The sequence below is a fragment of the Kitasatospora sp. NPDC088742 genome (assembly GCF_055584905.1).
This window is the reverse complement of record NZ_JBVJLD010000038.1, coordinates 40,400-66,030: the sequence shown is the minus strand read 5'-3', so window position 1 is coordinate 66,030 and position 25,631 is coordinate 40,400. Positions and strand designations below refer to the sequence as shown.

General features: G+C 71.9%; 18 protein-coding genes. 13 read left to right on the top strand and 5 right to left on the bottom strand.

Annotated features, from left to right (window positions below; genetic code table 11):
• Positions 1-78: 78 nt before the first annotated feature.
• The 4 genes from ACZ6ZR_RS26505 to ACZ6ZR_RS26490 all read right to left on the bottom strand — a co-directional run bounded on the left by ACZ6ZR_RS26505 (position 79) and on the right by ACZ6ZR_RS26490 (position 8,437).
• A complete protein-coding gene (locus tag ACZ6ZR_RS26505) occupies positions 79-978 on the bottom strand; it encodes an RNA polymerase sigma factor SigF (RefSeq protein ID WP_465646342.1) in 900 nt (299 codons plus the stop codon).
• 91 nt (positions 979-1,069) lie between these two features.
• On the bottom strand, positions 1,070-3,439 hold the full coding sequence (locus tag ACZ6ZR_RS26500; RefSeq protein WP_465646340.1) for a SpoIIE family protein phosphatase: 2,370 nt from the start codon (positions 3,437-3,439) through the stop codon (positions 1,070-1,072).
• A 26-nt stretch (positions 3,440-3,465) separates the two neighbouring features.
• The gene (locus ACZ6ZR_RS26495; protein WP_465646338.1) at positions 3,466-7,455 is read right to left on the bottom strand and encodes a HAMP domain-containing protein; all 3,990 of its coding nucleotides are present in this window, start codon (positions 7,453-7,455) and stop codon (positions 3,466-3,468) included.
• Between the two features lie 529 nt (positions 7,456-7,984).
• Positions 7,985-8,437 carry an ATP-binding protein gene (locus ACZ6ZR_RS26490; protein ID WP_465646336.1) on the bottom strand — a complete coding sequence of 151 codons (453 nt, stop codon included), beginning with the start codon at positions 8,435-8,437 and terminating at the stop codon, positions 7,985-7,987.
• A gap of 147 nt (positions 8,438-8,584) precedes the next feature.
• On the opposite strand from ACZ6ZR_RS26490, the gene ACZ6ZR_RS26485 reads away from it, so the two are divergent.
• Positions 8,585-9,199: a flavodoxin family protein gene (locus ACZ6ZR_RS26485; RefSeq protein WP_465646334.1), complete on the top strand. Its 615-nt coding sequence runs from the start codon at positions 8,585-8,587 to the stop codon at positions 9,197-9,199.
• Between the two features lie 94 nt (positions 9,200-9,293).
• Here ACZ6ZR_RS26485 and ACZ6ZR_RS26480 read toward each other — a convergent pair whose 3' ends face one another.
• Positions 9,294-9,788, bottom strand: coding sequence for an allene oxide cyclase barrel-like domain-containing protein (locus tag ACZ6ZR_RS26480; RefSeq protein ID WP_465646332.1), 495 nt, complete (start codon positions 9,786-9,788; stop codon positions 9,294-9,296).
• 289 nt (positions 9,789-10,077) lie between these two features.
• Between ACZ6ZR_RS26480 and ACZ6ZR_RS26475 the strand changes: the two genes are divergently transcribed.
• The 12 genes from ACZ6ZR_RS26475 (at position 10,078) to ACZ6ZR_RS26420 (ending at position 25,608) form a co-directional block, all read left to right on the top strand.
• Entirely contained in the window at positions 10,078-11,109 is a 1,032-nt protein-coding gene (locus tag ACZ6ZR_RS26475; RefSeq protein ID WP_465646330.1) for a LacI family DNA-binding transcriptional regulator, read from the top strand.
• A 276-nt stretch (positions 11,110-11,385) separates the two neighbouring features.
• Positions 11,386-12,372, top strand: a complete 987-nt coding sequence (locus ACZ6ZR_RS26470) for an ABC transporter substrate-binding protein (protein WP_465646328.1) — start codon at positions 11,386-11,388, stop codon at positions 12,370-12,372.
• A 111-nt stretch (positions 12,373-12,483) separates the two neighbouring features.
• Positions 12,484-13,995: a sugar ABC transporter ATP-binding protein gene (locus ACZ6ZR_RS26465; RefSeq protein ID WP_465646327.1), complete on the top strand. Its 1,512-nt coding sequence runs from the start codon at positions 12,484-12,486 to the stop codon at positions 13,993-13,995.
• Positions 13,992-15,041, top strand: a complete 1,050-nt coding sequence (locus ACZ6ZR_RS26460) for an ABC transporter permease (RefSeq protein ID WP_465646325.1) — start codon at positions 13,992-13,994, stop codon at positions 15,039-15,041. Before ACZ6ZR_RS26465 ends, ACZ6ZR_RS26460 begins: the two co-directional genes overlap by 4 nt.
• Positions 15,038-16,024, top strand: a complete 987-nt coding sequence (gene yjfF / locus ACZ6ZR_RS26455) for a galactofuranose ABC transporter, permease protein YjfF (RefSeq protein WP_465646323.1) — start codon at positions 15,038-15,040, stop codon at positions 16,022-16,024. The genes ACZ6ZR_RS26460 and yjfF overlap by 4 nt, the downstream gene beginning before the upstream one ends.
• Positions 16,025-16,181: 157 nt before the next feature.
• Positions 16,182-17,885 (top strand): ribulokinase, encoded by a 1,704-nt coding sequence (locus ACZ6ZR_RS26450; RefSeq protein WP_465646321.1) that lies wholly within the window; start codon positions 16,182-16,184, stop codon positions 17,883-17,885.
• The gene (locus ACZ6ZR_RS26445) at positions 17,885-18,556 is read left to right on the top strand and encodes an L-ribulose-5-phosphate 4-epimerase (protein ID WP_465646319.1); all 672 of its coding nucleotides are present in this window, start codon (positions 17,885-17,887) and stop codon (positions 18,554-18,556) included. Before ACZ6ZR_RS26450 ends, ACZ6ZR_RS26445 begins: the two co-directional genes overlap by 1 nt.
• A gap of 11 nt (positions 18,557-18,567) precedes the next feature.
• On the top strand, positions 18,568-20,076 hold the full coding sequence (gene araA, locus ACZ6ZR_RS26440) for an L-arabinose isomerase (protein ID WP_465646317.1): 1,509 nt from the start codon (positions 18,568-18,570) through the stop codon (positions 20,074-20,076).
• A gap of 79 nt (positions 20,077-20,155) precedes the next feature.
• The gene (locus ACZ6ZR_RS26435; protein ID WP_465646315.1) at positions 20,156-21,226 is read left to right on the top strand and encodes an aldose epimerase family protein; all 1,071 of its coding nucleotides are present in this window, start codon (positions 20,156-20,158) and stop codon (positions 21,224-21,226) included.
• A 44-nt stretch (positions 21,227-21,270) separates the two neighbouring features.
• On the top strand, positions 21,271-22,749 hold the full coding sequence (locus tag ACZ6ZR_RS26430; protein ID WP_465646313.1) for a family 43 glycosylhydrolase: 1,479 nt from the start codon (positions 21,271-21,273) through the stop codon (positions 22,747-22,749).
• A gap of 11 nt (positions 22,750-22,760) precedes the next feature.
• On the top strand, positions 22,761-24,203 hold the full coding sequence (locus ACZ6ZR_RS26425; protein ID WP_465646311.1) for a family 43 glycosylhydrolase: 1,443 nt from the start codon (positions 22,761-22,763) through the stop codon (positions 24,201-24,203).
• 70 nt (positions 24,204-24,273) lie between these two features.
• The gene (locus ACZ6ZR_RS26420; RefSeq protein WP_465646309.1) at positions 24,274-25,608 is read left to right on the top strand and encodes a glycoside hydrolase family 43 protein; all 1,335 of its coding nucleotides are present in this window, start codon (positions 24,274-24,276) and stop codon (positions 25,606-25,608) included.
• The last annotated feature ends 23 nt before the right edge of the window (positions 25,609-25,631 follow it).

Below are 25,631 nucleotides of genomic sequence, written 5' to 3'. Positions count from 1 at the left end.
ACGCACCCGTGGTGGCGGGGCCAAGGCCACTCCCGGCCTCGGCCCCGCCCACGGGTGCCGGCGGCCCGGGCGGTGCCGTCAGGCGCCGCCCAGGCCCTCGCGCAGCTGCTTGAGGGTGCGGGCCAGCAGGCGGGAGACGTGCATCTGGGAGAGGCCGAGGCGTTCGCCGATCTGGGACTGCGTCAGGTCGTGGGTGAAGCGCAGCGAGAGGACCAGGCGCTCGCGCTCGGGCAGGGCGGCGATGAGCGGCTGGAGGGAGACCAGGTCGTCGACCAGGCCGAGGCGTTCGTCGGTGCTGCCGAGCCGGCCCGCCAGGACGCCCGGGCCGTCCTCGTCGTCGCCCGCGGGGACGTCGAGGGAGTCGGTGGTGTGGGCGTTGGCCGCGTTCAGGCCCTCGATGACCTCCTCCGGCGACAGTCCCAGGTGCCCGGCGAGCTCGGCCACGGTCGGGGCCCGGTCGAGCCGGTGGGCGAGCGCGTCCTGGGCCTTCGCCAGCGCGAGGCGCAGCTCCTGGAGGCGCCGGGGGACGTGCACGGCCCAGGTGGTGTCCCGGAAGTGGCGGCGGATCTCGCCCAGGATGGTGGGGATGGCGAAGGTGGTGAACTCCACCCCGCGCCCGGGGTCGAACCGGTCGATCGCCTTGATCAGCCCGACCGCGCCGACCTGCAACAGGTCCTCCGGGTTCTCCCGGTGCGCGCCGAAGCGGCGCATGGTGAAGCGGACCAACGAGAGGTTGAGCTCCACCAGGGAGGCGCGTACGTAGGAGTACTCCCGGGTGCCCTCCTCCAGCCCGGCCAGCCGGGCCAGCAGGACCCGGGTGAGGTCGCGGGCGTCGGACGGGGCGACCTCGCGGAGCTCGTCCTCCAGGCCGGCCAGCTCGGGGGCGGCGTCGGCGGGCCGGCGGGGCGGGGGGACCGGAGCGTACCCCTCGGGACGGCGGGAGGTGTCTGTCAGGAGGTCGTCACTGGTCACGGCCATGTCGGTCCTTTCCCTCGGCGTGCGGTCCGTCCCCGGCTACCCGCGATCCCGGCCCTCATGCCCTGCAGTCCCGTGAAGGGATCGTGAAGACTCACCGCGGCGGTGCCGGACCGACCGAGACGCCGATCAGGCAGGTGTCGTCGTCGGTGTCCGCCCCGCCGTAGCGCAGCAGGTGGTCCAGGTGGTCCTCCAGGGAGGCGGGGCTGCCGGTGGTGGTGCGCGCGGCCTCCTCGCTGAGGGCCAGCAGGCCGTCGAGGGAGGCGTGGACGGACTCGTCGCGGCGTTCGATCAGGCCGTCGGTGAACATCACCAGGGTGTCGCCGGGCGCGAGGTCGAGGTGGTCCTCCTCGTAGTCGGCGTGGTCCAGGACGCCCAGCAGGATGCCGCCCAGCTGCGGCAGGGTGCTCGCGGTCCCGTCGCGCAGCAGGACGGGCGGCAGATGGCCGGCCCGGGCCCAGCGCAGCCGCCCGGTGCCGGGGTGGTAGAGGGCGCAGACGGCGGTGGCGGTGACGTTGTCGGTCAGGTGGTGGGTGACGCTGTTGAGCCAGGTGAGCAGCTGGGCCGGGCCGGCGCCGGTGGCGGCCAGGCCGCGCAGGGCGTTGCGCAGGGCGACCATACCGGTGGCCGCCTCGATGCCGTGCCCGGCGACGTCGCCGACGCAGAGCAGGACCTCGCCGGAGGGCAGGGTGAGGATGTCGTACCAGTCGCCGCCGACCAGGTGCTCCTTCTCGGCGGGCCGGTAGCGCACGGCGACCTGGAGGTCCTCCAGGGTCCGCGGGCCGCGGGCCGGCGGCATGATGGCGTGCTGCAGCTGGAGGGCCAGGCGGCTGCGTTCGGCGGCCTGCTGCTCGGACTGGGCCAGCTGGTCGCGGGTGGCGGCGAGCGCGACCTCGGTCCAGTGCTGGGCGGAGATGTCCTGGTAGGCGCCGCGGACGGCGGCGAGCGCGGCGTCCGCGTCGTGGACCGGTTCGGCCACCACCCGGATGTGGCGGGAGACCCCGTCGGGGCGTTGGAGGCGGAAGGCGGTGGAGGCGGGGCGCCGGTGGTGCAGCAGGGTGCGCAGGAACCGGCCGATCGCGGGCCGGTCGTCGGGGTGGGCGTGGTCGGCGAGGCGTTCCAGTGAGATCGGGGTGGCGGTGGCGGGCAGGCCGTGGAGGTCGAACAGGGTCTCGTTCCAGGCGATCAGCCCGGTCCGGAGGTTCTCCTCGAAGCCCCCGATCCGGCCCAGCCGCTGGGCGTGCTGGAGGAGCCTGGCCACCCGGGGCGTGCCGTCGTCCAGCCGCCAGACCAGCACCACGTACCGGCCGTGCCGGCTGATGCTGACCCGGGCCCGGGTGTGCAGGGCGACGCCGTCGACGGTGGCCGACAGGCGCAGCTCCTTGGCGCGGAAGGGCTCGCCGGTGGCGAAGACGTGCTCGACCTTCTCGGCCAGCCCGCCGGGCTCGGCGGCCAGCGGGTAGGCCTCCAGCAGGCGGGCGCCGGCCACCGCGCTGGTGGGACGTCCCGCGAAGTCGGTGAAGGCGGGGTTGACGTGCCGGATGGCGAACTCCAGCGGGAGCTCGGCCGGGCCGGGCGCCAGGTCGAGCACCAGACAGGGGTCGAGGAGGCCGTCGGCCAGGCGCTGGAGGTCGTCGTACTCGCCGTCCCGCAGCGCGGGCGCCGCCGGCGTGGTCCAGGTCTCCAGGGTGGTGGCACACAGCTCCGCCAGGGCCTCGAACTGGCGCTGGAGGACCTGGGACGGCGGTTCCAGCTCGGTCGGCCAGCACATCTCCAGGACGCCGATCAGCCGCCCCCCGGTCCCGGCGGGCACCACCACCCGCCCGCCGACGCGCTCGTGCTGACCGATGGTGGGCAGGGCGGCGTGGGCGAGGGTCGGGTACGCGATGGTCTCCCGCTCCTCGAGGGCCCGGCGGGCGGGGGTGGGCACGCCGGGCGGTACGTGCCGCCAGCGGCCGGCCTCGGCCGGGGTGAAGCCGGCGCTGCCCTCCAGGGTCAGCGACTGGTCCGGGTGGGCGGCCCAGATCGCGACCGCCACCGCGCCGAGCGGCCGCAGCGCGGTGGCGAGCACCGAGCCGGCGACCGCCTCGCCGTCGCCCGTGGCCAGGCTGTGCGCCTGGGTGGCCCGCAGCCGCAGCGCCGGGTCCTCGCGGGGGCCGGTGGAGGTGGCGACGAAGTCACGGGCGATGGCGGAGATGCGGTCGGTGGTCACCTGGTTGACCAGGTCGGCGGAGAACTCCAGGACGGAGGCACCGGCCTGCTCGGCCAGGACGGTCAGCTGGGTGCCCGCCTCTGCGGGGCTGCACCGCAGGCGTTCGATGAGCACGCCGGCCGCCATCTCCACCAGGGACCGCCCGGCCGCGTCCGCGTGGGCCCGGTCGAGCTCGGACCGCAGGAACTCCACGGTGGCGGCCAGACGGTTCAGCGCGGCGGGCCCCGCGCTCGGGTCCAGGGGATCGTGCACGGCGGTCTCCAGTCGACGGAAGGCGGTCAGCTGTCCTTGCGGTCCGGCGCTTGCGCCGCGAGCTGGGCCTTGATCCGGCCGATCAGCTCGACGGCGTCCACCGGCTTGGTGACGTAGTCGCTCGCACCGGCGGCCAGGCTCTTCTCCCGGTCGCCGAGCATCGCCTTGGCGGTGACGGCGATGATCGGCAGGCCGGAGTGCTCGGGCATCGCCCGGATCGCGGCGGTGGCGGTGTAGCCGTCCATCTCCGGCATCATCACGTCCATCAGGATCAGGTCGATGCCGGGCCGGGTGGCCAGGGCGTCGAGCGCGGCCCGGCCGTTCTCCGCCTGGAGCACGCGCATCCCGTGGAGTTCGAGGATCCCGGTGATCGCGTACAGGTTGCGGTCGTCGTCGTCCACCACCAAGGCGGTGACGCCGGCCAGGCCCGGGTCCGCGTCCGGGGCCCACGCGGGGGCGGCGCGCGGGCGGACGGACTCGGGCCGGTCGGCGCCCATGTGCAGTGCGACGCGCTCGCGCAGCTCGTCCAGGCTGGAGAGGATCTCGACCTGACGGGCCGTCATCCGGGAGAGCAGTGCCTCGTCGGGGCCGAAGGCGCGGCCGCGGTGGGCCAGGACGGGCACCGACTGCAGCGCCGGGTCGCCGTCCATGGCGCCGAGCAGGTCGAGCGCGGCCCCGTCGGGCAGGTCCAGGTCGAGCACCACGCAGTGGCAGGGCCCCTCGGCGAGGCTGGCGGCGGCCTCCTGGGCCCCGACGGCGGTGACGATCTCCAGCTCGCGGCCGTGCGGCCGGGGGAGGTCGGCGAGGGCGTTCTCGGCCACCAGGCCGAGCAGGCCGTGGGCGCGGGCCTCGACCACCAGGAGCCGGCGGGCCGGAAGCCCGGCCTCCGGTGCCCCTGCCTCCGGAGCTCCGGCCGCGCCCGCGCGGAGCTCGGGCGCGGCCCCGGCCGCCGTCACGGGCTCCGGCAGGTCCGGGCGGGTGGCGGGCAGGTGGAGCGTGAAGACGCTGCCCCGGCCGAGGGTGCTCTCCACCGAGATGGCCCCGCCGAGCAGGTAGGCGATCTCGCGGCTGATGGACAGCCCGAGACCGGTGCCGCCGTACTTGCGGCTGGTGGTGCCGTCGGCCTGCTGGAAGGCCCCGAAGACCGTCTCCAGGTGCTGCGGCGCGATGCCGATCCCGGAGTCCACGACCCGGAAGGCGACCACGGGGCCGCCCGCGCGCAGGTGGTGCGGGGTCTCGTGGTCCTTGGCGAGTTCGACCCGCAGCTCCACCTCCCCCTTCTCGGTGAACTTCACGGCGTTGGAGAGCAGGTTGCGCAGCACCTGGCGCAGCCGGTAGTCGTCGGTCACCAGCGCCTCCGGGACGCCCTCGCCGGTGCGCACCCGGAAGGCGAGGTTCTTCTGTCCGGTCATCGGGCCGAAGGTCACCTGGACGTAGTCCAGCAGCATCGCCAGCGGCACCGTCTCGAGGTTGAGGTCCATCTTCCCGGCCTCGACCTTGGACAGGTCCAGGATGTCGTTGATCAGCTGGAGCAGGTCGGAGCCGGCCGAGTGGATGATGCCGGCGTACTCGACCTGCTTGGCCGTCAGGTTCCGGGCGGGGTTCTGGGCCAGCAACTGGGCCAGGATCAGCAGGCTGTTGAGCGGGGTGCGCAGTTCGTGGCTCATGTTGGCCAGGAACTCCGACTTGTACTTGGAGGCGACGGAGAGCTGGTGGGCCCGGTCCTCCAGCTCCTGGCGGGCGTGCTCGATCTCCAGGTTCTTCGCCTCGATGTCGCTCTTCTGCGCCTCCAGCAGCTCGGCCTTCTCCTCCAACTCGGCGTTGGAAGCCTGGAGTTCCTCCTGACGTGCCTGCAACTCCTCCGAACGGGCCTGGAGTTCGGCGGTGAGCCGCTGGGACTCGCCGAGCAGCTCGTCGGTGCGGGAGTTGGCGAGGATGGTGTTGAGGTTGACGCCGATGGTCTCCATCAGCTGGTCGAGGAAGGCCCGGTGGACGGGGGTGAAGGGCTGGACGGCCGCGAGTTCGATGACGCCGAGTACCTGGTCCTCGGCCGTGATCGGCAGCACGACCAGCGAGAGGGCGTCGGTGCTGCCGAGGCCGGAGGCCACCGGCAGGTAGCCGGCCGGGAGGTGGTCGACGCCGATGGTGCGGCGGCTGCGGGCGGCCTGGCCGACGAAGGACTCGCCGAGCCGGAACGGCGCCGGACGGGCACCGGAGGGGAGGGCGTACGAGGCGACCAGCCGCAGCAGGGTCTCCTGCTCGCCCTCCTCGGCCAGGTAGAACGCCCCGCACTGGGCGGAGACCAGCGGGGTCAGCTCGTCCATCACCGACTCGGCCACGGCTGCGAGGTCCCGGCGGCCCTGCATCAGGGCGGCGATCCGGGCCAGGTTGGTCTTCAGCCAGTCCTGGTCCTCGTTGGCCCGGGTGGTCTCGCGCAGCGACTCCACCATGAAGTTGATGTTGTCCTTCAGGTCGGCGACCTCGCCGGAGGCGTCCACGGTGATCGAGCGGGTCAGGTCCCCGGCCGTGACCGCGCTGGTCACCTCGGCGATGGCGCGTACCTGGCGGGTGAGGTTCCCGGCGAGCTCGTTGACGTTCTCGGTCAGCCGCTTCCAGGTGCCGGAGACGCCCTCGACCTCGGCCTGTCCGCCCAGGCGTCCCTCGCTGCCCACCTCGCGGGCCACCCGGGTCACCTCGGCGGCGAAGGAGCTGAGCTGGTCGACCATCGTGTTGATGGTGGTCTTGAGCTCCAGGATCTCGCCCCGCGCGTCCACGTCGATCTTGCGGGTCAGGTCGCCCTTGGCGACCGCGGTGGTGACCTGCGCGATGTTGCGGACCTGGCTGGTCAGGTTGTGCGCCATGAAGTTGACGTTGTCGGTGAGGTCCTTCCAGGTGCCCGCCACGTTCGGCACCCGGGCCTGCCCTCCCAGCGTCCCCTCGGTACCGACCTCGCGGGCCACCCGGGTCACCTCGTCCGCGAAGGCGGAGAGGGTGTCGACCATGGTGTTGATCACCCCGGCCAGCGCCGCGACCTCGCCCTTGGCCTCCACGTTGATCTTCTGCGAGAGGTCGCCCTTGGCGACCGCGGTGGCCACCTGGGCGATGTCGCGCACCTGGGTGGTGAGGTTGGAGGCCATCACGTTGACGTTGTCGGTGAGGTCCTTCCAGGTGCCGGAGACGCCCTTGACGTCGGCCTGGCCCCCCAGGTTGCCCTCGGTGCCGACCTCGCGGGCCACCCGGGTCACCTCGTCGGCGAAGGAGCTGAGCTGGTCGACCATCGTGTTGATGGTGTTCTTCAGCTCGAGGATCTCGCCCCGGGCGGTGACGGTGATCTTCTGCGAGAGGTCGCCCTTGGCGACCGCGGTGGCCACCTGGGCGATGGCGCGCACCTGGCCGGTCAGGTTGCCGGCCATGAAGTTGACCGAGTCGGTCAGGTCGCGCCAGGTGCCCAGGACGCCCTGGACGTCGGCCTGCCCGCCGAGGATCCCCTCGGTGCCGACCTCGCGGGCCACCCGGGTCACCTCCCCGGCGAAGGAACCGAGCTGGTCGACCATGGTGTTGACGGTGTTCTTCAGCTCCAGGATCTCGCCCCGGGCGTCCACCGTGATCTTCTGCGAGAGGTCGCCCTTGGCGACCGCGGTGGCCACCTGGGCGATGTCGCGCACCTGGGTGGTGAGGTTGCCCGCCATCGCGTTGACCGAGTCGGTCAGATCCTCCCAGGTGCCGGAGACCCCGGGCACCTGCGCCTGGCCGCCGAGCCGGCCCTCGGTGCCGACCTCGCGGGCCACCCGGGTCACCTCGGAGGTGAAGCGGGAGAGCTGGTCGACCATGCCGTTGAAGACGGTGGCGATCTCGCCGAGCAGCCCGTCCGCGTCATCGGGTAGCCGCGTCCCGAAGTCGCCGTCGCGGACTGCCGTCAGCCCTGCCAGGAGCAGCCGCAACTCCGGCACCCCCACCTGGGCCGCGGCCGGGCCGCCGCCCGTCGGAGCAGCATCGGATGTCCTGGAGCCCGCCATCGGAACGCCGCCTTCCTGAAATCCACCCCGGTCACCACACACGACCGGCCCGCCCGTCCCGGCACGGACCGTCCCGGAGGTTACCCAGACCCTGGCCGATCACCGTCTCCATCACCGGAAACGCGCGGACCGCGCGATTCCGTGTGGCCCGTATGCCCCCGATCGTCGATCCCACGCACCCGATCCGCACCGGGCCGGACAGTTCTCGACCTGCTCCGGGAAGACCGCCGGCGGCCGGCGGGACGAACCGTGACCATACGAGCCCAAGCCGCACCTGCTGGACCACGCGGCCGGCAAGGGCGCGATCGTCACCTTCACCCAGGGCCCGGCCCGCCGGCTCGCCCCCGGGGGAGTCCGGGGTGAACGCGGTGGCCCCGGGCCCGGTGCGGACCCCGATGATCCCGGCCACCGGACGCACCGACCACTACAGCGTCATCGACGCCGAGCAGCTGCGGCGCCCCGCCGACGCCGGCCTCAGCCCGGCCGAACTCCTCGCGGTCCTCCTACGCCGACTCGCCCCGCCGCTCGGTCAGCCGGAGGCCGGCCGGGTGTCGATCTCGGCCCACACGGACTTGCCCCAGGGCCGGGGGGCGGTGCCCCAGCGGTCGCAGGTGCGGGCGACGACGAAGAGACCGTGGCCGCTCGGGCGGGCGGGCAGGCGGGGCTCGCGCAGGACGGGCAGGAACGACGAGGCGTCGTTGACCTCGATGCGCAGCCGGCGTCCGTCGGCGTCCAGGACCAGGTCGATCGGGCCGCCGCCGTGCAGCGTCGCGTTGCCGACGAGCTCGGCGACCAGCAGCAGGACGTCGCCCGCCTCCGGCCATCCCCAGTCCGCGAGGGCGGTGCGGGTGAAGTCCCGTGAGATCCCGACGGGCCGGTGCCGGCCGGTGAGCGGGAGCCGTCGGCGTTGCCCACCCGGCGGGAGGGTGGGCGGGGGGTGCCCGGGACGGGGGCCGTTCAGGGTCTCCCGGGGGGCGTTCATGCGGTCAGCCCTTCGTCGCGGAGGTGGTCACAGGAGCGCGCCTGCCCGCTGTGGCGCGACTGATACGCGTGGGCCACCTGTTGTTCCCGTCCGGCGGGGCGTCCGTGCCGGGGGAGTGCGAACCGGGTCTGCGGGTAGCCGGAGTCCATGGACACCACACCTAGTGCCGTCGCCCTGGTCTGCTCCCTGTCGCCCTCGCCGACGGCGTCCAGCTCGCAGCTGCTGGCCGAGCAGACCCTGGCCGCGCTCGCCGAGCACGGAGTGAGCGGCGGCACCGTGCGCGTCGTCGACCACGACGTCAAGCCAGGCGTGCGCACCGACATGGGAGAGGGCGACGCCTGGCCCGCGATCCGCGAGCAGATCCTCGCCGCGGACATCCTCGTCCTGTCGACGCCGATCTGGCTGGGCCATCCGTGCAGCGTGGCCCAGCGGGTCCTGGAACGCCTGGACGCAGAGCTCTCCGAGAGCGACGAGCAGGGGCGACCCCTGACGTACGGCAAGGTCGCGGCCGTCTGCGTCGTCGGCAACGAGGACGGCGCCCACAAGGTCAGCGCCGACCTCTTCCAGGGGCTCAACGACGTCGGCTTCTGCCTGGCGCCGAACGCCGTCACCTACTGGGTCGGCGAGGCGATGCGGCGCACCGACTACCAGGACCTCGACAAGACCCCCGAGAAGACGGCGGCCACCACCAGGACCCTCGCCGCCAACACCGCCCACCTTGCCCGGCAGCTCAAGAACGCCCCCTACCCGCCCACCTCCTGACACGCCGCCCGGAGGGGCGACAACTGGACGCGGGCACCACCGACGACGGCGAGGGCTCGGGTGGTGGTGGGGGGTGCCGCGCGAGTCGAGGCGGTCAGGCCAGGGCGACGGTGAGGACGTCGTCGTCCCGGGTGAGGTGGTCGATGGTGATCTCGCCCGTCGCGCCGGTGTACGTGCCCGTCCCGCCGGTGACGGCGAAGGTGTGCGACCACTGACGGGGAGCCAGCAGCACCTCGGTGACCGCGGGGAGCGGCCGGTCGTAGGCGGTGGAGGCGGTGATCTCGCCGTCGGTGAGCCGCAGGACCAGCGAGGCGAGGACCACCGCCCCGTCCGTCCCCACCGTGATCGGGGTGCACTGGGCGCTCTCGGTGCCGGCCGGCTTCCCCTGATCGTCCGTCAGTTCGTAGTGGACGAAGTAGGACGTCCCCGGTACCAGCAGCCCGGGGAGGTTGGCGGACGCCCGCTTCCCGGTGAGGCGCAAGGTCGGCGCCGGGGTGCTCGCCCGGGCAACCCCGTTCAGCCCCACGGCCACTCCGGTGCCCGCCGCCACCGAGGCGAGCCGGAGAAGGTTCCTTCGGTTGACGGTCATCTGACGACCCCTGTCCGCTCGTGGTGCACGGCGCGGCACGGCACCGCACGGCACCGCACGGCACGCCACCGTGCCGTGCGCCGCAACGTACCCCCGCGCCCGGAGCCGACCGTGGCACCATGCCCCACCGGCACCCGAACGAGCGACCCGGGGGCGCCCCGGGGGCGAGGTCCGGGATTCCGCAGACAACCTGATCACCCGGTCGGTCTGTGAGCGTGAACAACAACTACACTCGTCCGAACACCGGCGGAGCGCCGAGTAGGGTACCGGCACCACCGAGAGGACGCACGTGGGAACCGACAGCGCCGAGGCCCGGCAGCCCGTGATGGCGGACGTGGCGAAGCTGGCCGGTGTCTCGCACCAGACGGTGTCCCGGGTGCTCAACGACGCCCCGCACGTGCGGCCCGACACCCGGGACAGGGTGCTGGCGGCCATCCGCGAATTGGACTACCGGCCGAACTCGGCGGCCCGTGCGCTGGTGACCAAGCGGTCCCAGACCATCGGGGTGGTGAGCTTCGACTCCACGCTCTACGGTCCGGCCTCGATGCTGGACGGCATCGAGCGGGCGGCCCGCAGCGCCGGGTTCTTCGTGAGCGTGGCGAGTCTGCGCTCGCTGGACAGCCGCTCCGTGCAGGAGGCGGTGGACCGGCTGCGGGACCAGGGGGTGGAGGGCGTGGTGGTGATCGCCCCGCAGATCTCCGCCGTCAGTTCGGTTGCCAGACTCTCCAGTTCGGTGCCGGTGGTGGCGGTCGGGTCGGGGCGGCAGAGCCGGGTGCCGATGGTGTCGGTGGACAACCTGCTCGGCGCCGCGGAGGCCACGCGGCACCTACTCGACCTGGGGCACGCGACGGTGCACCACGTGGCCGGGCCGGGCGGGTGGCTGGAGAGCCAGGACCGGGAGGCCGGCTGGCGGCAGACGCTGGAGGCAGCCGGCGCCCGGGCGCCCGAGGTGCGCAGTGGGGACTGGAGCGCCCGCTCCGGGTACCAGGCGGGGCTGCGACTGGCGGAGGAGTCCGACGTCACCGCGGTGTTCTGCGCCAACGACCACATGGCGCTGGGGCTGCTGCGGGCGATGCACGAGGCCGGCCGTGCGGTGCCGGGGGACGTCTCGGTGGTCGGGTTCGACGACGTCCACGAGGCGGCGTACTTCACTCCGCCGCTCACCACGGTCCGTCAGGACTTCGCCGAACTCGGGCGCCGCGCACTGGAGTTGCTGGTCGACCAGGTCTCCGGCGGGGCGTCCGCGAGCGCGCGGGAGCATGCGCTGATCTCCCCGGAGCTGGTGCTCCGCCGCAGCAGCGGCCCGGCCTCGCGCCGCTGACCACGGCGGTGGTGGTCTGACCCCGGGCGCGCCGGCCCGGGTGCTGCCCCGCCTGCCGACCCGCGCATCAACCCGCCTGCCCGGCTGACCTGTTCGGATACGGCCGCCGGCGCGGCCTGCTCACCGCCGCATACCCGGCCGCGCCGCCGGTCAAGATTGGGTAACTCCTGCGTTACCTCTTGTCCGGGCCAATTGTTAGCGTTAACAATTCCCTCAGCGGAACGAGGGGTGCTCACCACTCCCGTCCCAGCACCCCCACCCGAGAGGAACCCGAACATGTCCAAGAGAGCTGCGGTGGCCCTGGTCGCCACCGCGATGGCCGTCGCCCTCACCGCCTGTGGCTCCGGCGGCGGTTCGAAGGACGCGGCCGCCGGCGGCGACTCCGGCAAGCTCACCGTCGGCTTCTCCCAGGTCGGCGCCGAGAGCGGCTGGCGCACCGCCAACACCAAGTCGGTCCAGGACGCCGCGAAGAAGGCCGGGGTGACGCTCAAGTTCTCCGACGCCCAGCAGAAGCAGGAGAACCAGATCAAGGCGATCCGCTCGTTCATCCAGCAGAAGGTGGACGTCATCGCCTTCTCGCCGGTGGTCGAGTCCGGCTGGGACACCGTCCTCAAGGAGGCCAAGGACGCCAAGATCCCGGTCGTGCTCACCGACCGCGCGGTGGACTCCAAGGACGAGTCGCTCTACGCCACCTTCCTCGGCTCGGACTTCGTCGAGGAGGGCAAGAAGGCCGGCGACTGGCTGGTCAAGGAGTACCAGGGCAAGACCGACCCGGTGAACATCGTGGAGCTCCAGGGCACCACCGGCTCCGCCCCGGCGAACGACCGCAAGTCCGGCTTCGGCGACGTCATCAAGGGCGAGTCCAAGTTCAAGGTGGTCGCCTCGCAGACCGGTGACTTCACCCGGGCCAAGGGCAAGGAGGTCATGCAGGCCTTCCTGAAGTCCCAGCCGAAGATCGACGTGCTCTACGCGCACAACGACGACATGGCCCTCGGCGCGATCCAGGCGATCGAGGAGGCCGGCAAGGTGCCCGGCAAGGACATCAAGATCATCTCCGTCGACGGCGTCAAGGACGCCTTCACCGCGATGGCCGCCGGCAAGATCAACGTCGTGGTCGAGTGCAACCCGCTGCTCGGTGACCAGCTCATGGAGCTGGTGAAGAAGGTCAAGGCGGGCCAGCCCGTCGAGCGCAGGATCAAGACCGTCGAGGGCGTCTTCACCGCGGACCAGGCTGCCGCCGCGCTGCCCTCCCGCCAGTACTGACCCATGCGGCGCCCCAACGGCGCCTGACGTACTGACGGAACCACACAGCCCGGCGCGCGGGCGGCCCTCGGCGGAGGGCCGCCCGCCCGCCGGCCACGAGAGGAGGAGCGGATGCGAGCGCAGCCGGTCCTGGAAGTACGGGGAATCCGCAAGGAGTTCCCCGGCGTGGTGGCACTGGACGGGGTCGACTTCCGGCTCTTCCCCGGCGAGGTGCACGCGCTGATGGGTGAGAACGGCGCCGGCAAGTCGACCTTGATCAAGGTCCTCACCGGCGTGTACGAGTCCGACGGCGGCGAGGTCAGCCTGGCCGGGCAGACGGTCCGGATCGGCGGGCCGCTCGAGGCCCAGCAGGCCGGGATCTCCACCGTCTACCAGGAGGTGAACCTCTGCCCGAACCTGTCGGTGGCGGAGAACATCTTCATCGGCCGCGAGCCGCGCCGCCTCGGCCTGATCCAGTGGGCCGAACTCCGGCGCCGGGCGGCCGAGTCGGTGGCCGCGCTGGACCTGGACATCGACGTCGCCACCCCGTTGTCCGACCACTCGATCGCGGTCCAGCAGCTGGTGGCGATCGTCCGCGCGGTGGACGTCGACGCCAAGGTGCTGATCCTGGACGAGCCGACCTCCAGCCTGGACCGCGACGAGGTGCGCCAACTCTTCGCCGTGATGCGCAGGTTGCGCGACCGGGGAGTGGCGATCCTGTTCGTCTCGCACTTCCTGGACCAGATCTACGAGATCTGCGACCGGATGACCATCCTGCGCGGCGGCCGCCACGAGGGCGAGTACCTCACCAGCGAGCTCAGCCAGGTCGAGCTGGTCGCCCGGATGATCGGCGGCGAGCTGTCCGGTCTGGCCGAGCTGGCCGGCGCCACCCGCACCGAGCCCACCGGAACCTCCTTCCTGCGGGCCGAGGGCCTGGCCCGCCGGGGCGCGGTCGAGCCGTACGACCTGTCCATCCGGCCGGGTGAAGTGATCGGCCTGGCAGGCCTGTTGGGCTCCGGCCGGACCGAGGCGGCCCGGCTGCTGTTCGGCGCCGACCAGAACGACCAGGGCACCGTCAAGATCGACGGCGCGCCCGCCGCGCTGCGCAGCCCGCGGGCCGCGATCGGCCACGGCATCGCCTTCTGCTCGGAGAACCGCAAGACCGAGGGCCTGGTCGGCGAGCTGACGGTGCGGGAGAACATCGTGCTGGCCCTGCAGGCCGCCCGGGGCTGGACCCGCCCGCTCTCCCGCTCGGCCCAGGACGAGCTGGCGCTGCGGTGGATCCGCGCGCTGGACATCCGGCCGAACAACCCGGAGGCGCTGATCCGCAACCTGAGCGGCGGCAACCAGCAGAAGGTGCTGCTGGCCCGCTGGCTGATCACCGACCCCAAGCTGCTGATCCTGGACGAGCCCACCCGCGGCATCGACATCGGCGCCAAGACCGAGATCCAGAAGCTGGTGGCCAAGCTGGCCGGTGACGGGATGTCGGTGCTCTTCATCTCCGCCGAACTGGAGGAGGTGCTGCGGCTCAGCCACCGGATCGGCGTGCTGCGCGACCACCGGATGGTCGCCCAGCTGCGCAACGACGGGACGCTCACCCCCGAGCGGATCATGGAGACCATCGCGAGCGGAGCCGCGTCGTGAGCCGAATCGCCAGACACCGCCTGTTCTGGCCCGCCGTGGTGCTGCTGGCACTGCTGCTCGCCAACCTGGCGTTCACCCCGGACTTCCTCGCGATCCGGCTCAAGGACGGCCACCTCTACGGCAGCCTGATCGACATCCTGCACTTCGGCTCCCCGCTGATCCTGGTCGCCCTCGGGATGACCCTGGTGATCGCCACCGGCGGGATCGACCTCTCGGTCGGCTCCACCGTCGCGATCGCCGCCGCGCTGGCCTGTCTGCACATCAGCGAGGCGCCCGACCCGGGCAGCCTCACCACCGTGCTGACGGCCGTCGCCATCGCGCTCGGCGTGGCCGTGGTGCTGGGCACCGCCAACGGCGTCCTGGTGGCCAGGGTCGGCGTCCAGCCGATCATCGCCACGCTGATCCTGATGGTGGCCGGGCGCGGCGTCGCCCAGCTCATCACGGACGGTCAGATCATCACCATCACCAGCGAGCCCTACAAGCTGATCGGCGGCGGCTACTGGCTCACGGTGCCGTTCTCGGTGCTGCTGGCCGGTGCCGTGGTGCTGCTGGCCTCCGCACTCACCCGGCGCACCGCGCTCGGGCTGCTGCTGGAGTCGGTCGGCGGCAACCCGGTGGCCAGCCGGCTGGTCGGCATCCAGGCGGCCCGGCTGATCGGTCTGGTCTACGTGGTCAGCGCGCTCTGCGCGGCGCTGGCCGGGCTGATGATCAGCTCCAACGTCTCCAGCGCGGACGGCAACAACGCCGGCCTGTGGATCGAGTTGGACGCCATCCTGGCCGTGGTGGTCGGCGGCACCTCGCTGAACGGCGGCCGGTTCTCGCTCGGCGGCACGGTGCTCGGCGCACTGGTCATCCAGACCCTGTCCACCACCGTCTACACCATCGGCATCCCGCCGGAGACCACCCTGGTCTTCAAGGCCGTCGTGGTGATCACCGTCTGCCTGGTCCAGTCGCCCGTGTTCCGCGCCAAGGCTGCCCGGCGGCGCTCCCGCAGCCGGCACGGCGTACGGCCGGCGGCGCCCGAGAAGCTGGAGGTCGGAGCATGAGCACCGGCACCGTAGTGTCTACCCTCACCCGGCGCGGCCGGGGTCAACTCCCCATGCTGGTCACCTCGGTGCTGCTGGTGGTGATGTTCGCCGCCGGGTCGGTGAGCTACGAGGGCTTCTTCTCCGGGCAGGTCCTGCTCAACCTGCTGATCGACAACGGCTTCCTGCTGGTGGTCGCGGTCGGCATGACCTTCGTGATCCTCACCGGCGGCATCGACCTGTCGGTCGGCGCGATGGTCGCCCTGTCCACCATGATCTCCGCCTGGCTGGTCCAACTCCACGGCTGGCCGCCGCTGTTGGTGATTCCGCTGGTGCTGGCGATCGGCACCGGAGCCGGGCTGGCGATGGGCTGGGTGATCCAGACCTTCGAGATCCAGCCGTTCATCGTGACGCTGGCGGGCATGTTCCTGGCCCGCGGCCTCTGCTACACCATCAGCATCGACTCGATCTCGATCACCGACCCGACGTACACCGCGATGGCCCAGACCCGCATCCCGCTGGGGGAGTTGTTCATCTCCCCGAGCGTGCTGATCGCCCTGCTGGTGGTCGCCGCCGCGTTCGTCGTCCTGCACTACAGCAGGTTCGGCCGCAACGTCTACGCGATCGGCGGCAGCGAGCAGTCCGCGCTGCTGATGGGCCTGCCGGCCGGCCGGACCAAGATCGCGGTGTACGGTGTGAGCGGCTTCTGCTCGGCGCTCGGCGGCGTGCTGATGACCTTCTACATGCTCTCCGCCTACGGACTCCACGCGGTGGGGCTCGAGTTGGACGCGATCGCGGCCGTGGTGATCGGCGGCACGCTGCTGACCGGCGGCTCCGGCTACCTGCTCGGCACCGTGCTCGGCGTGCTGGTGCTCGGCCTGATCCAGACCGTGATCAGCTTCCAGGGCACCCTGAGCTCCTGGTGGACCAGGATCGTGATCGGCGCCCTGCTGTTCGTCTTCATCCTGCTCCAGCGCCTCATGACGGCCCGTCAGCGCCGTTAGCGCGGCTGACAAGAACCCCGCTCACCGGGCCGGCCACCCCGCTTCGGCCGGCCCGGACCGTGCGGCCCCGTCCGCTCGGACGGGCAGACCGGCCGCCGGGCCCGCACCGTCGCGGAGCCTCCCGGCGGCCGGTACCAGACCCTCTTCTCGTAAGGACATGAACGTGCCACCAACCTCCTCCCCGGAGCGCCACGTCATCGGCGTCGACTTCGGCACCCTCTCCGGCCGCGCCGTGGTGGTCCGGGTCAGCGACGGCGAGGAGCTGGGCACCGCCGTCCACGACTATCCGCACGGTGTGATCGAGACCGAACTCCCGGGCACCGGTGAGCAGTTGCCGCCCGACTGGGCGCTCCAGCACCCGGCCGACTGGCGCCAGGTACTGCAGACCGCCGTCCCCGCCGCACTCGCCGCCTCCGGCGTCGACCCGGCCACCGTGATCGGCATCGCCACCGACTTCACCGCCTGCACCGTGCTGCCGGTCACCGCCGACGGCACCCCGCTCGCCGAGACCGCGCTCGCCGACCGCCCGCACGCCTGGCCCAAGCTCTGGAAGCACCACTCCGCACAGGACCACGCCGACCGGATCAACCAACTCGCCCACCAGCGCGGCGAGAAGTGGATCGCCCGGTACGGCGGCAAGATCTCCGCCGAGTGGCAGTTCGCCAAGGCCCTCCAACTGCTGGAGGAGGACCCGGGGGTCTACGCCGCCACCGAGCGCTGGATCGAGGCCGCCGACTGGATCGTCTGGCAGCTCACCGGCACCGAGAGCCGCAACACCTGCACCGCCGGCTACAAGGGCATCTTCCAGGACGGCGAGTACCCCTCCGAGGACTACCTCGCCGCCCTCAACCCGGAGTTCGCCGACTTCGCCCGCACCCGGCTGGCCCACCCGCTGGCCCCGCTCGGCTCCCTGGTCGGCGGCCTCAGCGACGAAGCCGCCGCCTGGACCGGCCTGCCCGCGGGCATCGCGGTCGCGGCCGGCAACGTCGACGCCCACGTCGCCGCCCCCGCCGCGCAGGCGGTCGAGAACGGCCAGCTGCTCGCCATCATGGGCACCTCCACCTGCCACGTCGTCAACGGCGCCACCCTGGCCGACGTCCCCGGCATCTGCGGCGTGGTGGAGGGCGGCATCGTCGAGGGCGCCTACGGCTACGAGGCCGGCCAGAGCGCGGTGGGCGACATCTTCGCCTGGTGGCTGCGCCAGGGCCTGCCCGCCGAGTACCTCGTCGAGGCCGCGGCCACCGGCGAGGACGCCCACCAGCTGCTCACCCGCAAGGCCGCCACCCAGCCCGTCGGCGGGCACGGCCTGGTCGCCCTGGACTGGCTGAACGGCAACCGCTCCACCCTGGTCGACCACCACCTCTCCGGCGTGATCGTCGGCCTCACCCTGGCCACCCGCCCCGAGGACGTCTACCGGGCCCTGCTGGAGGCCACCGCCTTCGGCACCCGCACCATCGTCGAGGCCCTGGAGGGCGGCGGCGTCCCGGTCACCGAGTTCATCGTCACCGGCGGGCTGAAGAAGAACCCGCTGCTGATGCAGATCTACGCCGACGTGCTGCGCCGCCCGGTCTCGCTCGCGGTCTCCACCCAGGGCCCGGCCGTCGGCTCCGCGATCCACGCCGCCGTCGCGGCCGGCGCCCACCCCGACGTGCGCACCGCCGCCGCCGCGATGGGCCGGGTCGAGCGCGCCGCGTACCTGCCCGACCCGGCCCGGGCCGACGCCTACGACGCGCTGTTCGCCGAGTACCGCGAACTGCACGAGCACTTCGGCACCGCCGCCGACAAGCAGCTGCACCGGCTGCGCCGACTGCGCAACTCCGCCTTGGGTAACGAGGCCCTGACCCAGAAGAGCGAGGCGTGATGACCGACCTCATCGACCTGATCCGCCGTCAGGTCAGCGACCTGCACCAGGAGTTGGTCCGCTACGGCCTGGTGGTCTGGACGGCCGGCAACGTCTCCGCCCGGGTGCCCGGCGAGGACCTGATGGTGATCAAGCCCAGCGGCGTCTCCTACGACGAGCTGTCGCCGGAGAACATGATCCTCTGCGACCTGGACGGCACCGTGGTCGAGGGCGTGCACTCGCCCTCCTCCGACACCGCCGCCCACGCCTACGTCTACCGGCACATGCCCGAGGTCGGGGGAGTGGTGCACACCCACTCCACCTACGCCTGCGCCTGGGCCGCCCGCGGTGAGGCGGTCCCCTGCGTCCTCACCGCGATGGCCGACGAGTTCGGCGCCGAGATCCCGATCGGCCCGTTCGCCCTGATCGGCGACGATTCGATCGGCCGCGGCATCGTGGAGACCCTGCACGGCCACCGCTCGCCCGCCGTCCTGATGAAGAGCCACGGCGTCTTCACCATCGGCAAGGACGCCAAGTCCGCCGTCAAGGCCGCCGTCATGTGCGAGGACGTCGCCCGCACCGTGCACATCTCACGCCAGCTCGGCGAACCCCTGCCGATCGCCCAGGCCGACATCGACAGCCTCAACTTCCGCTACCAGAACGTGTACGGCCAGCAGCAGTCCGGCCGGTGAGGAGCACCACCATGAGCAAGCCCATCGAAGGCCGCGAGGTCTGGTTCCTGACCGGCAGCCAGGGCCTGTACGGCGAGGAGACGCTGCGTCAGGTCGCCGAGCAGTCGCGGCGGATAGCGGAGCAGCTCGACGGCTCTCCTGAGCTGCCCGTCAAGGTCATCTGGAAGCCGGTGCTCACCGACGCCGACGCGATCCGCCGGGTCTGTCTGGAGGCCAACGCGGCCGACGAGTGCGTCGGCCTGGTCGCCTGGATGCACACCTTCTCCCCGGCCAAGATGTGGATCGCCGGGCTGGACGCGCTGCGCAAGCCGCTGCTGCACCTGCACACCCAGGCCAACGCCCACCTGCCCTGGTCCACCATCGACATGGACTTCATGAACCTGAACCAGGCCGCCCACGGCGACCGCGAGTTCGGCTACATCCAGTCCCGCCTCGGCGTCGCCCGCAAGACCGTCGCCGGGCACGTCAGCGACCCGGTGGTCACCTCCCGGATCGCCTCCTGGGCCCGCGCCGCGGCCGGCCGGGCCGAGCTGGCCACCCTCAAGCTGGCCCGGTTCGGCGACAACATGCGCGACGTCGCCGTGACCGAGGGCGACAAGGTCGAGGCCCAGCGCAAGTTCGGCGTCTCGGTCAACACCTACGGCGTCAACGACCTGGTCGAGGTCGTCGACGCCGCCTCCGAGGCCGAGATCTCCGAGCTGGTCAAGGAGTACGAGGACAGCTACCGCCTCGCCCCCGCCCTGCGTCCGGGCGGCGAGCGGCACGAGTCCCTGCGGTACGCGGCCCGGATCGAGGCCGGTCTGCGCACCTTCCTGACCGAGGGCGGCTTCCGCGCCTTCACCACCAACTTCGAGGACCTCGGCGGCCTGCGCCAGCTCCCCGGCCTGGCCGTCCAGCGGCTGATGGCCGACGGCTACGGCTTCGGCGGCGAGGGCGACTGGAAGACCTCGGTGCTGCTGCGCACCCTCAAGGTGACCGCCACCGGCCTGCCCGGCGGCACCTCCTTCATGGAGGACTACACCTACCACCTGGAGCCCGGGCAGGAGTTGATCCTCGGCGCGCACATGCTGGAGGTCTGCCCGAGCATCGCCGCCGACACCCCGTCCTGCGAGGTGCACCCGCTCGGCATCGGCGGCCGGGAGGACCCGGTCCGCCTGGTCTTCGACGCCGCGCCCGGCCCGGCCGTGGTGGCCGGCCTGGCCGACATGGGTGACCGGTTCCGGCTGGTCGCCAACGAGATCGACGTGGTCGACCCGGCCGAGCCGCTGCCCCAGCTCCCGGTCGCCCGCGCGGTCTGGAAGCCCCGGCCCAACTTCCGCACCTCGGCCGAGGCCTGGCTGGCCGCCGGCGCCCCGCACCACACCGTGCTCTCCAGCGCGCTGGGCGCCGAGCAGCTGGACGACCTGGCCGAGATGCTCGGCACCGAGCTGGTGCTGATCGACGCCGACACCACGATCCGCCAGTTCACCCGCGAGCTGCGCTGGAACCAGGCCTACCACCGCCTGGCCCAGGGCTTCTGATCCTGCGTCAACCTCCTCGGGGCGGCACCTGGCACCGGGTGCCGCCCCGCCGCGTTCTCACGAGAGGGAGCACCGCGCCATGACCGCTGAGCTGACCATCCACCAGTACCCCGCCGGTGAGCTGCCCGACGGGAGCACCATCGACCGCTGGGTCTTCGGCACCGCCGGCGAGGTCACCGCCGAGGTGCTGAGCCTGGGTGCCCGGTTGCAGTCCCTGCACGCCCCGGACCGGGACGGGCGGCGGGCCAACGTCCTGCTCGGCGGCGGCTCGGTGGCCGAACTGCTCGGGGAGGCCGCGTACTTCGGCGCGACCGTGGGGCGCTACGGCAACCGGATCGCGGGTGGTCTGCTGCCGCTGGACGGCGCGGTGCACCGGCTCGCGACCCAGCAGAACGGCCACACCCTGCACGGCGGTCCGGACGGCTTCGCCACCCGGCTCTGGGACGGCGAGGCCATCGAGGAGGACGGCCGGGTCGGCGTCCGGCTCACCCTCTACAGCCCCGACGGCGACCAGGGCTTCCCCGGGGCGCTCGAGGTGTCGGTGAGCTACCTGCTGGACCGGCACGGCGAGTTGACCATCTCCTACGGCGCCACCACCGACGCCCCGACCGTGGTCAACCTGACCAACCACGCCTACTTCAACCTCGGCGGCGAGGGCAGCGGCCTGATCCTGGACCACCTGCTCCGGGTCGAGGCCGACGCCTACCTCCCGGTCGACCCCACCCTGATCCCGCTCGGCGCGCCCGAACCGGTCAAGGGCACCCCCTTCGACCTCACCACGGCGGCCGGCCTCGGGGGCAGGATCTCCGCCGCCGACCCGCAGCTCTGGCTTGCCGGGGACGGCTTCGACCACAACTGGGTGCTCCGCCCCGGCGACGGCCTGCGCCAGGCCGCCACCCTCCAACACCCCGGCAGCGGACGGCGGTTGGACTGCCTGACCACCGAACCCGGCATCCAGGTCTACACCGGCAACCACTTCGACGGCTCGCTGACCGGCCCCGGCGGCAGCCGCTACCGCGCCTACGCCGGCATCGCCCTGGAGACCCAGCACTACCCCGACTCCCCGCACTTCCCGGACTACCCCACCACCGTCCTCCGCCCGGGCGAGCGCTACGAGTCCACCACCGTCTACCGCATCTCGGTGGAGTAGCCGGACCCCTTACCCGCCGGACCCCCACCCGAAGGGATACGCCCGTGCCCCGCGCCCACCCACGCGCCTGGCTCGCCCTGCTCGTCGTCCTCCTGACCCTGCTCGGCGCCGCCGCCCAGGGGCACCCGGCCGGCGCCGCCGCCGGGCGGACGTACACCAATCCGGTCAAGTCCCAGAAGGGGGCCGACCCGTGGCTGGAGTACTACGACGGCAACTACTACCTGGTGACCACCTCCTGGTCCGCCGAGATCACCATGCGGAAGTCGCCGACCCTGGCCGGGCTGGCGACCGCCCCGAGCATCCAGGTGTTCAAGGACACCGACCCCAACCGGTGCTGCAACATCTGGGCACCCGAACTGCACCTCTTCAACGGCCGCTGGTACCTCTACTACGTGGCCGGCCAGGGCATCGCCGACTACAACTCCACCCAGCGGATGCACGTGGCCGAGAGCGCGGGCAGCGACCCGATGGGCCCGTACGCCTTCAAGAACGACCTGGCCGCGCCCGGCAGCGACACCTGGCTGATCGACGGCAGCGTGCTCAAGGTCGGCACCGCCCTCTACCTGCTCGGCAGCGCGTTCAGCGGCGGCACCCAGAACCTGGTGATCGCGCCGATGAGCAACCCCTACACGGTGAGCGGCGCGTTGAGCGCCATCTCGACGCCGACGTACGCCTGGGAGAAGTCCGGCGCGGCTGTCAACGAGGGCCCCGAACCGCTCTACCACGACGGCCGGACCTTCATCGTCTACTCCGGCAGCTACTGCACCACCCCCGACTACAAGCTCGGCCAGCTCGAACTGACGGGCAGTAACCCGCTGTCGGCCTCCTCCTGGACCAAGAAGTTCACCCCGGTGTTCCAGCGCAACGACGCGGCGGGCGTGTACGGGCCCGGGCACAACGGCTTCTTCAAGTCGCCGGACGGCACCGAGGACTGGATCGTCTACCACGCCAACGACTCGGCGAGCGGCGGCTGCGACAACAACCGGACCACCCGCGCGCAGAAGTTCAGCTGGAACGCGGACGGCACGCCGAACTTCGGCACCCCGGTCGCGCTCGGCACCGCGCTGCCGGGCCCGTCGGGGGAGACGGCGGCGACGCCGACCAGCTACTCCTTCGTGAACCGGAACAGTGGCAAGTGCCTTGATCTGGCGGACGGTTCGGCTGCCGACGGGGCGAACGTGCGGCTCTGGTCCTGCAACGGATCGGCCGCGCAGAAGTGGCGGGTGGAGGACCAGGCGGACGACACCAGCCGGCTGGTGAACGTCGCCAGCGGCAAGGTGCTGGACCTGGCCGACTGCTCGGCCGCCGACGGTGCCGACCTGCGGCAGTGGTCCTGGCTGAACAACAGCTGCCAGCGGTTCCGGCTCGTGCTCAGCGCCTCCGGCGGCTGGGTGCGGCTGGTCAACGCGAGCAGTGGCAAGGTCGCCGACGTCACCAACTGCGGCACCGCCGACGGCGCCGACGTGCGCCAGTGGTCCTGGCTGAACAACGCCTGCCAGCAGTGGCAGCTCACCGCGAACTGAGGGGAACCCACATGACCAGCAACCGTCTGCTCGCGGTCGCCGCCGCCGTACTGGCCGCCGCCCTGCTGCCGGTCGCGCCGGCGGAGGCCGCCGTGCCCGCCTCGCCGGCCGTCTCGTACAGCAACACCCTGATCGAGAAGCGCGCCGACGCGCAGATCTACAAGCACACCGACGGCTTCTACTACTTCACCGCCACCGCCCCCGAGTACGACCGGATCATCCTGCGCCGCGCGACCACCATCCAGGGCCTGGCCTCCGCCCCCGAGACGGTGATCTGGACCAAGCACGCCACCGGCGCGATGGGCGCGCACATCTGGGCGCCGGAGATCCACTTCATCGACGGGAAGTGGTACGTCTACTTCGCGGCCGGCAGCACCACCGACATCTGGAAGATCCGGATGTACGTGCTGGAGAGCTCGGACGCCAACCCCGTCACCGGCAGCTGGACCGAGAAGGGCCAGATCGCCACCCCGATGGACAGCTTCTCGCTGGACGCCACCACCTTCACGGTGAACGGCACCCGGTACCTCAGCTGGGCCCAGCAGGATCCGGCGATCGCCACCAACTCCAACGTCTACCTCGCCAAGCTGAGCAACCCGTGGACCCTCGCGGGTGCGCCGGTGCGGCTCACCGTGCCGACGCTGAGCTGGGAGACCGTCGGCTACAAGGTCAACGAGGGCCCGGCGGTGATCCAGCACGGCGGCAAGGTCTTCCTCAGTTACTCCGCCTCCGCCACCGACAGCAACTACTGCCTCGGCCTGCTCTCGGCCTCCGCCTCCGCGAACCTGCTCGACCCGGCGGCCTGGACCAAGAGCCCGACCCCGGTCTTCAAGAGCAACGCCAACACCGGCCAGTACGGCCCGGGCCACAACCAGTTCACCGTCTCCGAGGACGGCAAGAGCGACATCCTGGTCTACCACGACCGCGGCTACAAGGACATCAGCGGCGACCCGCTGAACGACCCCAACCGCCGCACCCGGGTGCAGAAGCTCTACTGGAACGCCGACGGCACCCCCAACTTCGGCATCCCGGTGGCCGACGGCGCCACCCCGAAGCGGCTCTCCTCCTACAACTTCCCCGACCGCTACATCCGCCACTGGGAGTACCGCGCCCGCCTCGACGCCGACGTGACCAACCTGGCCGACTCGCAGTTCCGCACCGTCCCCGGTCTCGCCGGCTCCGGCACCGTCTCCCTGGAGTCCGCCAATTTCCCCGGCTACTACCTGCGTTCGCGGGCCAACGGCGAGGTCTGGGTGGACAGGAGCGACGGCTCCGCCGCCTTCAAGGACAGCGCCAGCTTCTTCCAGCGCTCCGGCCTCGCCGACCCGGCCGCCGTCTCGTACGAGTCCTACAGCCTGCCGGGACAGTACGTCCGGCACTTCGACTACCTGCTCCGCGTGCAGGCCGTGACCAGCACGGTCGACCGGGCCGACGCGACCTTCTACCAGCAGTAACACCCCCACCCCTGGCCGGCCGTGATCTGACGCCAGATCACGGCCCGACCCGTACCCGAGGAGTGCTCACATGTCCAAGCTCCGCCACCTGGCCGCCGCGGCCGCCGTCACCCTGGCCGGCGGCCTGCTGCCGGTCGGCACCGCCGAGGCCGCCGCACCCCCGGCCGGCAGCGCCACCCGGTACACCATGACCGCGTTCACCAACAGCAGTGAATCCAACATGTACGTCTACGACTCCCCGGACGCCACCGGCTACCGGATCGTCAAGTCCTCGGCGTACACCCCGCCTTCGGGCCTGATCCGGGACCCGAGCATCATCCGGCACACCGACGGCCGGTACTACCTCACCTACACCACCAACTGGTCCGGCAACACCATCGGCTTCGCCACCAGCACCGACCGGGTGAACTGGACCTTCCTCGGCAACCACACCATCCCGCTGGCCGGCCTCCAGCGCACCTGGGCGCCCGAGTGGCACGTCGACTCCGACGGCAGCGTCAACGTGATCGTCTCGCTCTCCACCTCCGCCTCCGGCGCCGACTTCGCGCCGTACCGGCTGACCGCCACCAACGCGGCGCTCACGTCGTGGAGTTCACCCACCCCGCTGGCCGGCATCACCGGCAACCACATCGACACCTTCGTGGTGAAGATCGGCTCGACCTACCACGCGATCACCAAGAACGAGACCACCAAGTACCTGGAGCACGCCACCGCCACCAGCCTCGGCGGCCCCTACACCTTCACCGGCACCGGCAACTGGGCCGGCTTCGGCAACTGGGTCGAGGGCCCGGCGCTGGTCCAGCTCGACAACGGCGGCTGGCGGATCTACTACGACGGCTACTCCGCCCACAAGTACTACTACAGCGACAGCTACGACAACCTGTCCACCTGGACCACCCCCACCGAACTGCCCGCACTCAGCGGCTTCGCCCGCCACTTCACCGTGCTCCGGGAGACGGTCCCCGGCGGTGCCACCCTCCCGGTGAACACCACCCGCTCCCTCCAGTCGGTCAACTACCCCTCCCGCTACGTCAGTTCGGACGGCAGCCTGGCCGCCGTGACCTCCTCCAGCAGCGCCGCCGCCAAGCAGGCCGCCACCGTCACCGTCGTCCCCGGCCTCGCCGACCCCAACTGCCACTCGCTGCGCGCCGCCGACGGCCGCTACCTGCGCCACTGGGACTTCAAGCTCCGCCTCGGCACCGACGACGGCTCCGCCGTCTTCAAGGGCGACGCGACCTTCTGCCCGCGCCCCGGCTCGGTGGCCGGCTCGGTCTCGCTGGAGTCCTACAACTACCCGGGCCGCTACCTGCGCCACTACGACTACCAGTTGAGCATGGACGTCTACCAGGACAGCGACACCTTCCGCGCCGACAGCTCCTTCCAGGCCGTCAGCCCCTGGAGCTGAGTACACGCGGAACTGCCCGGCTC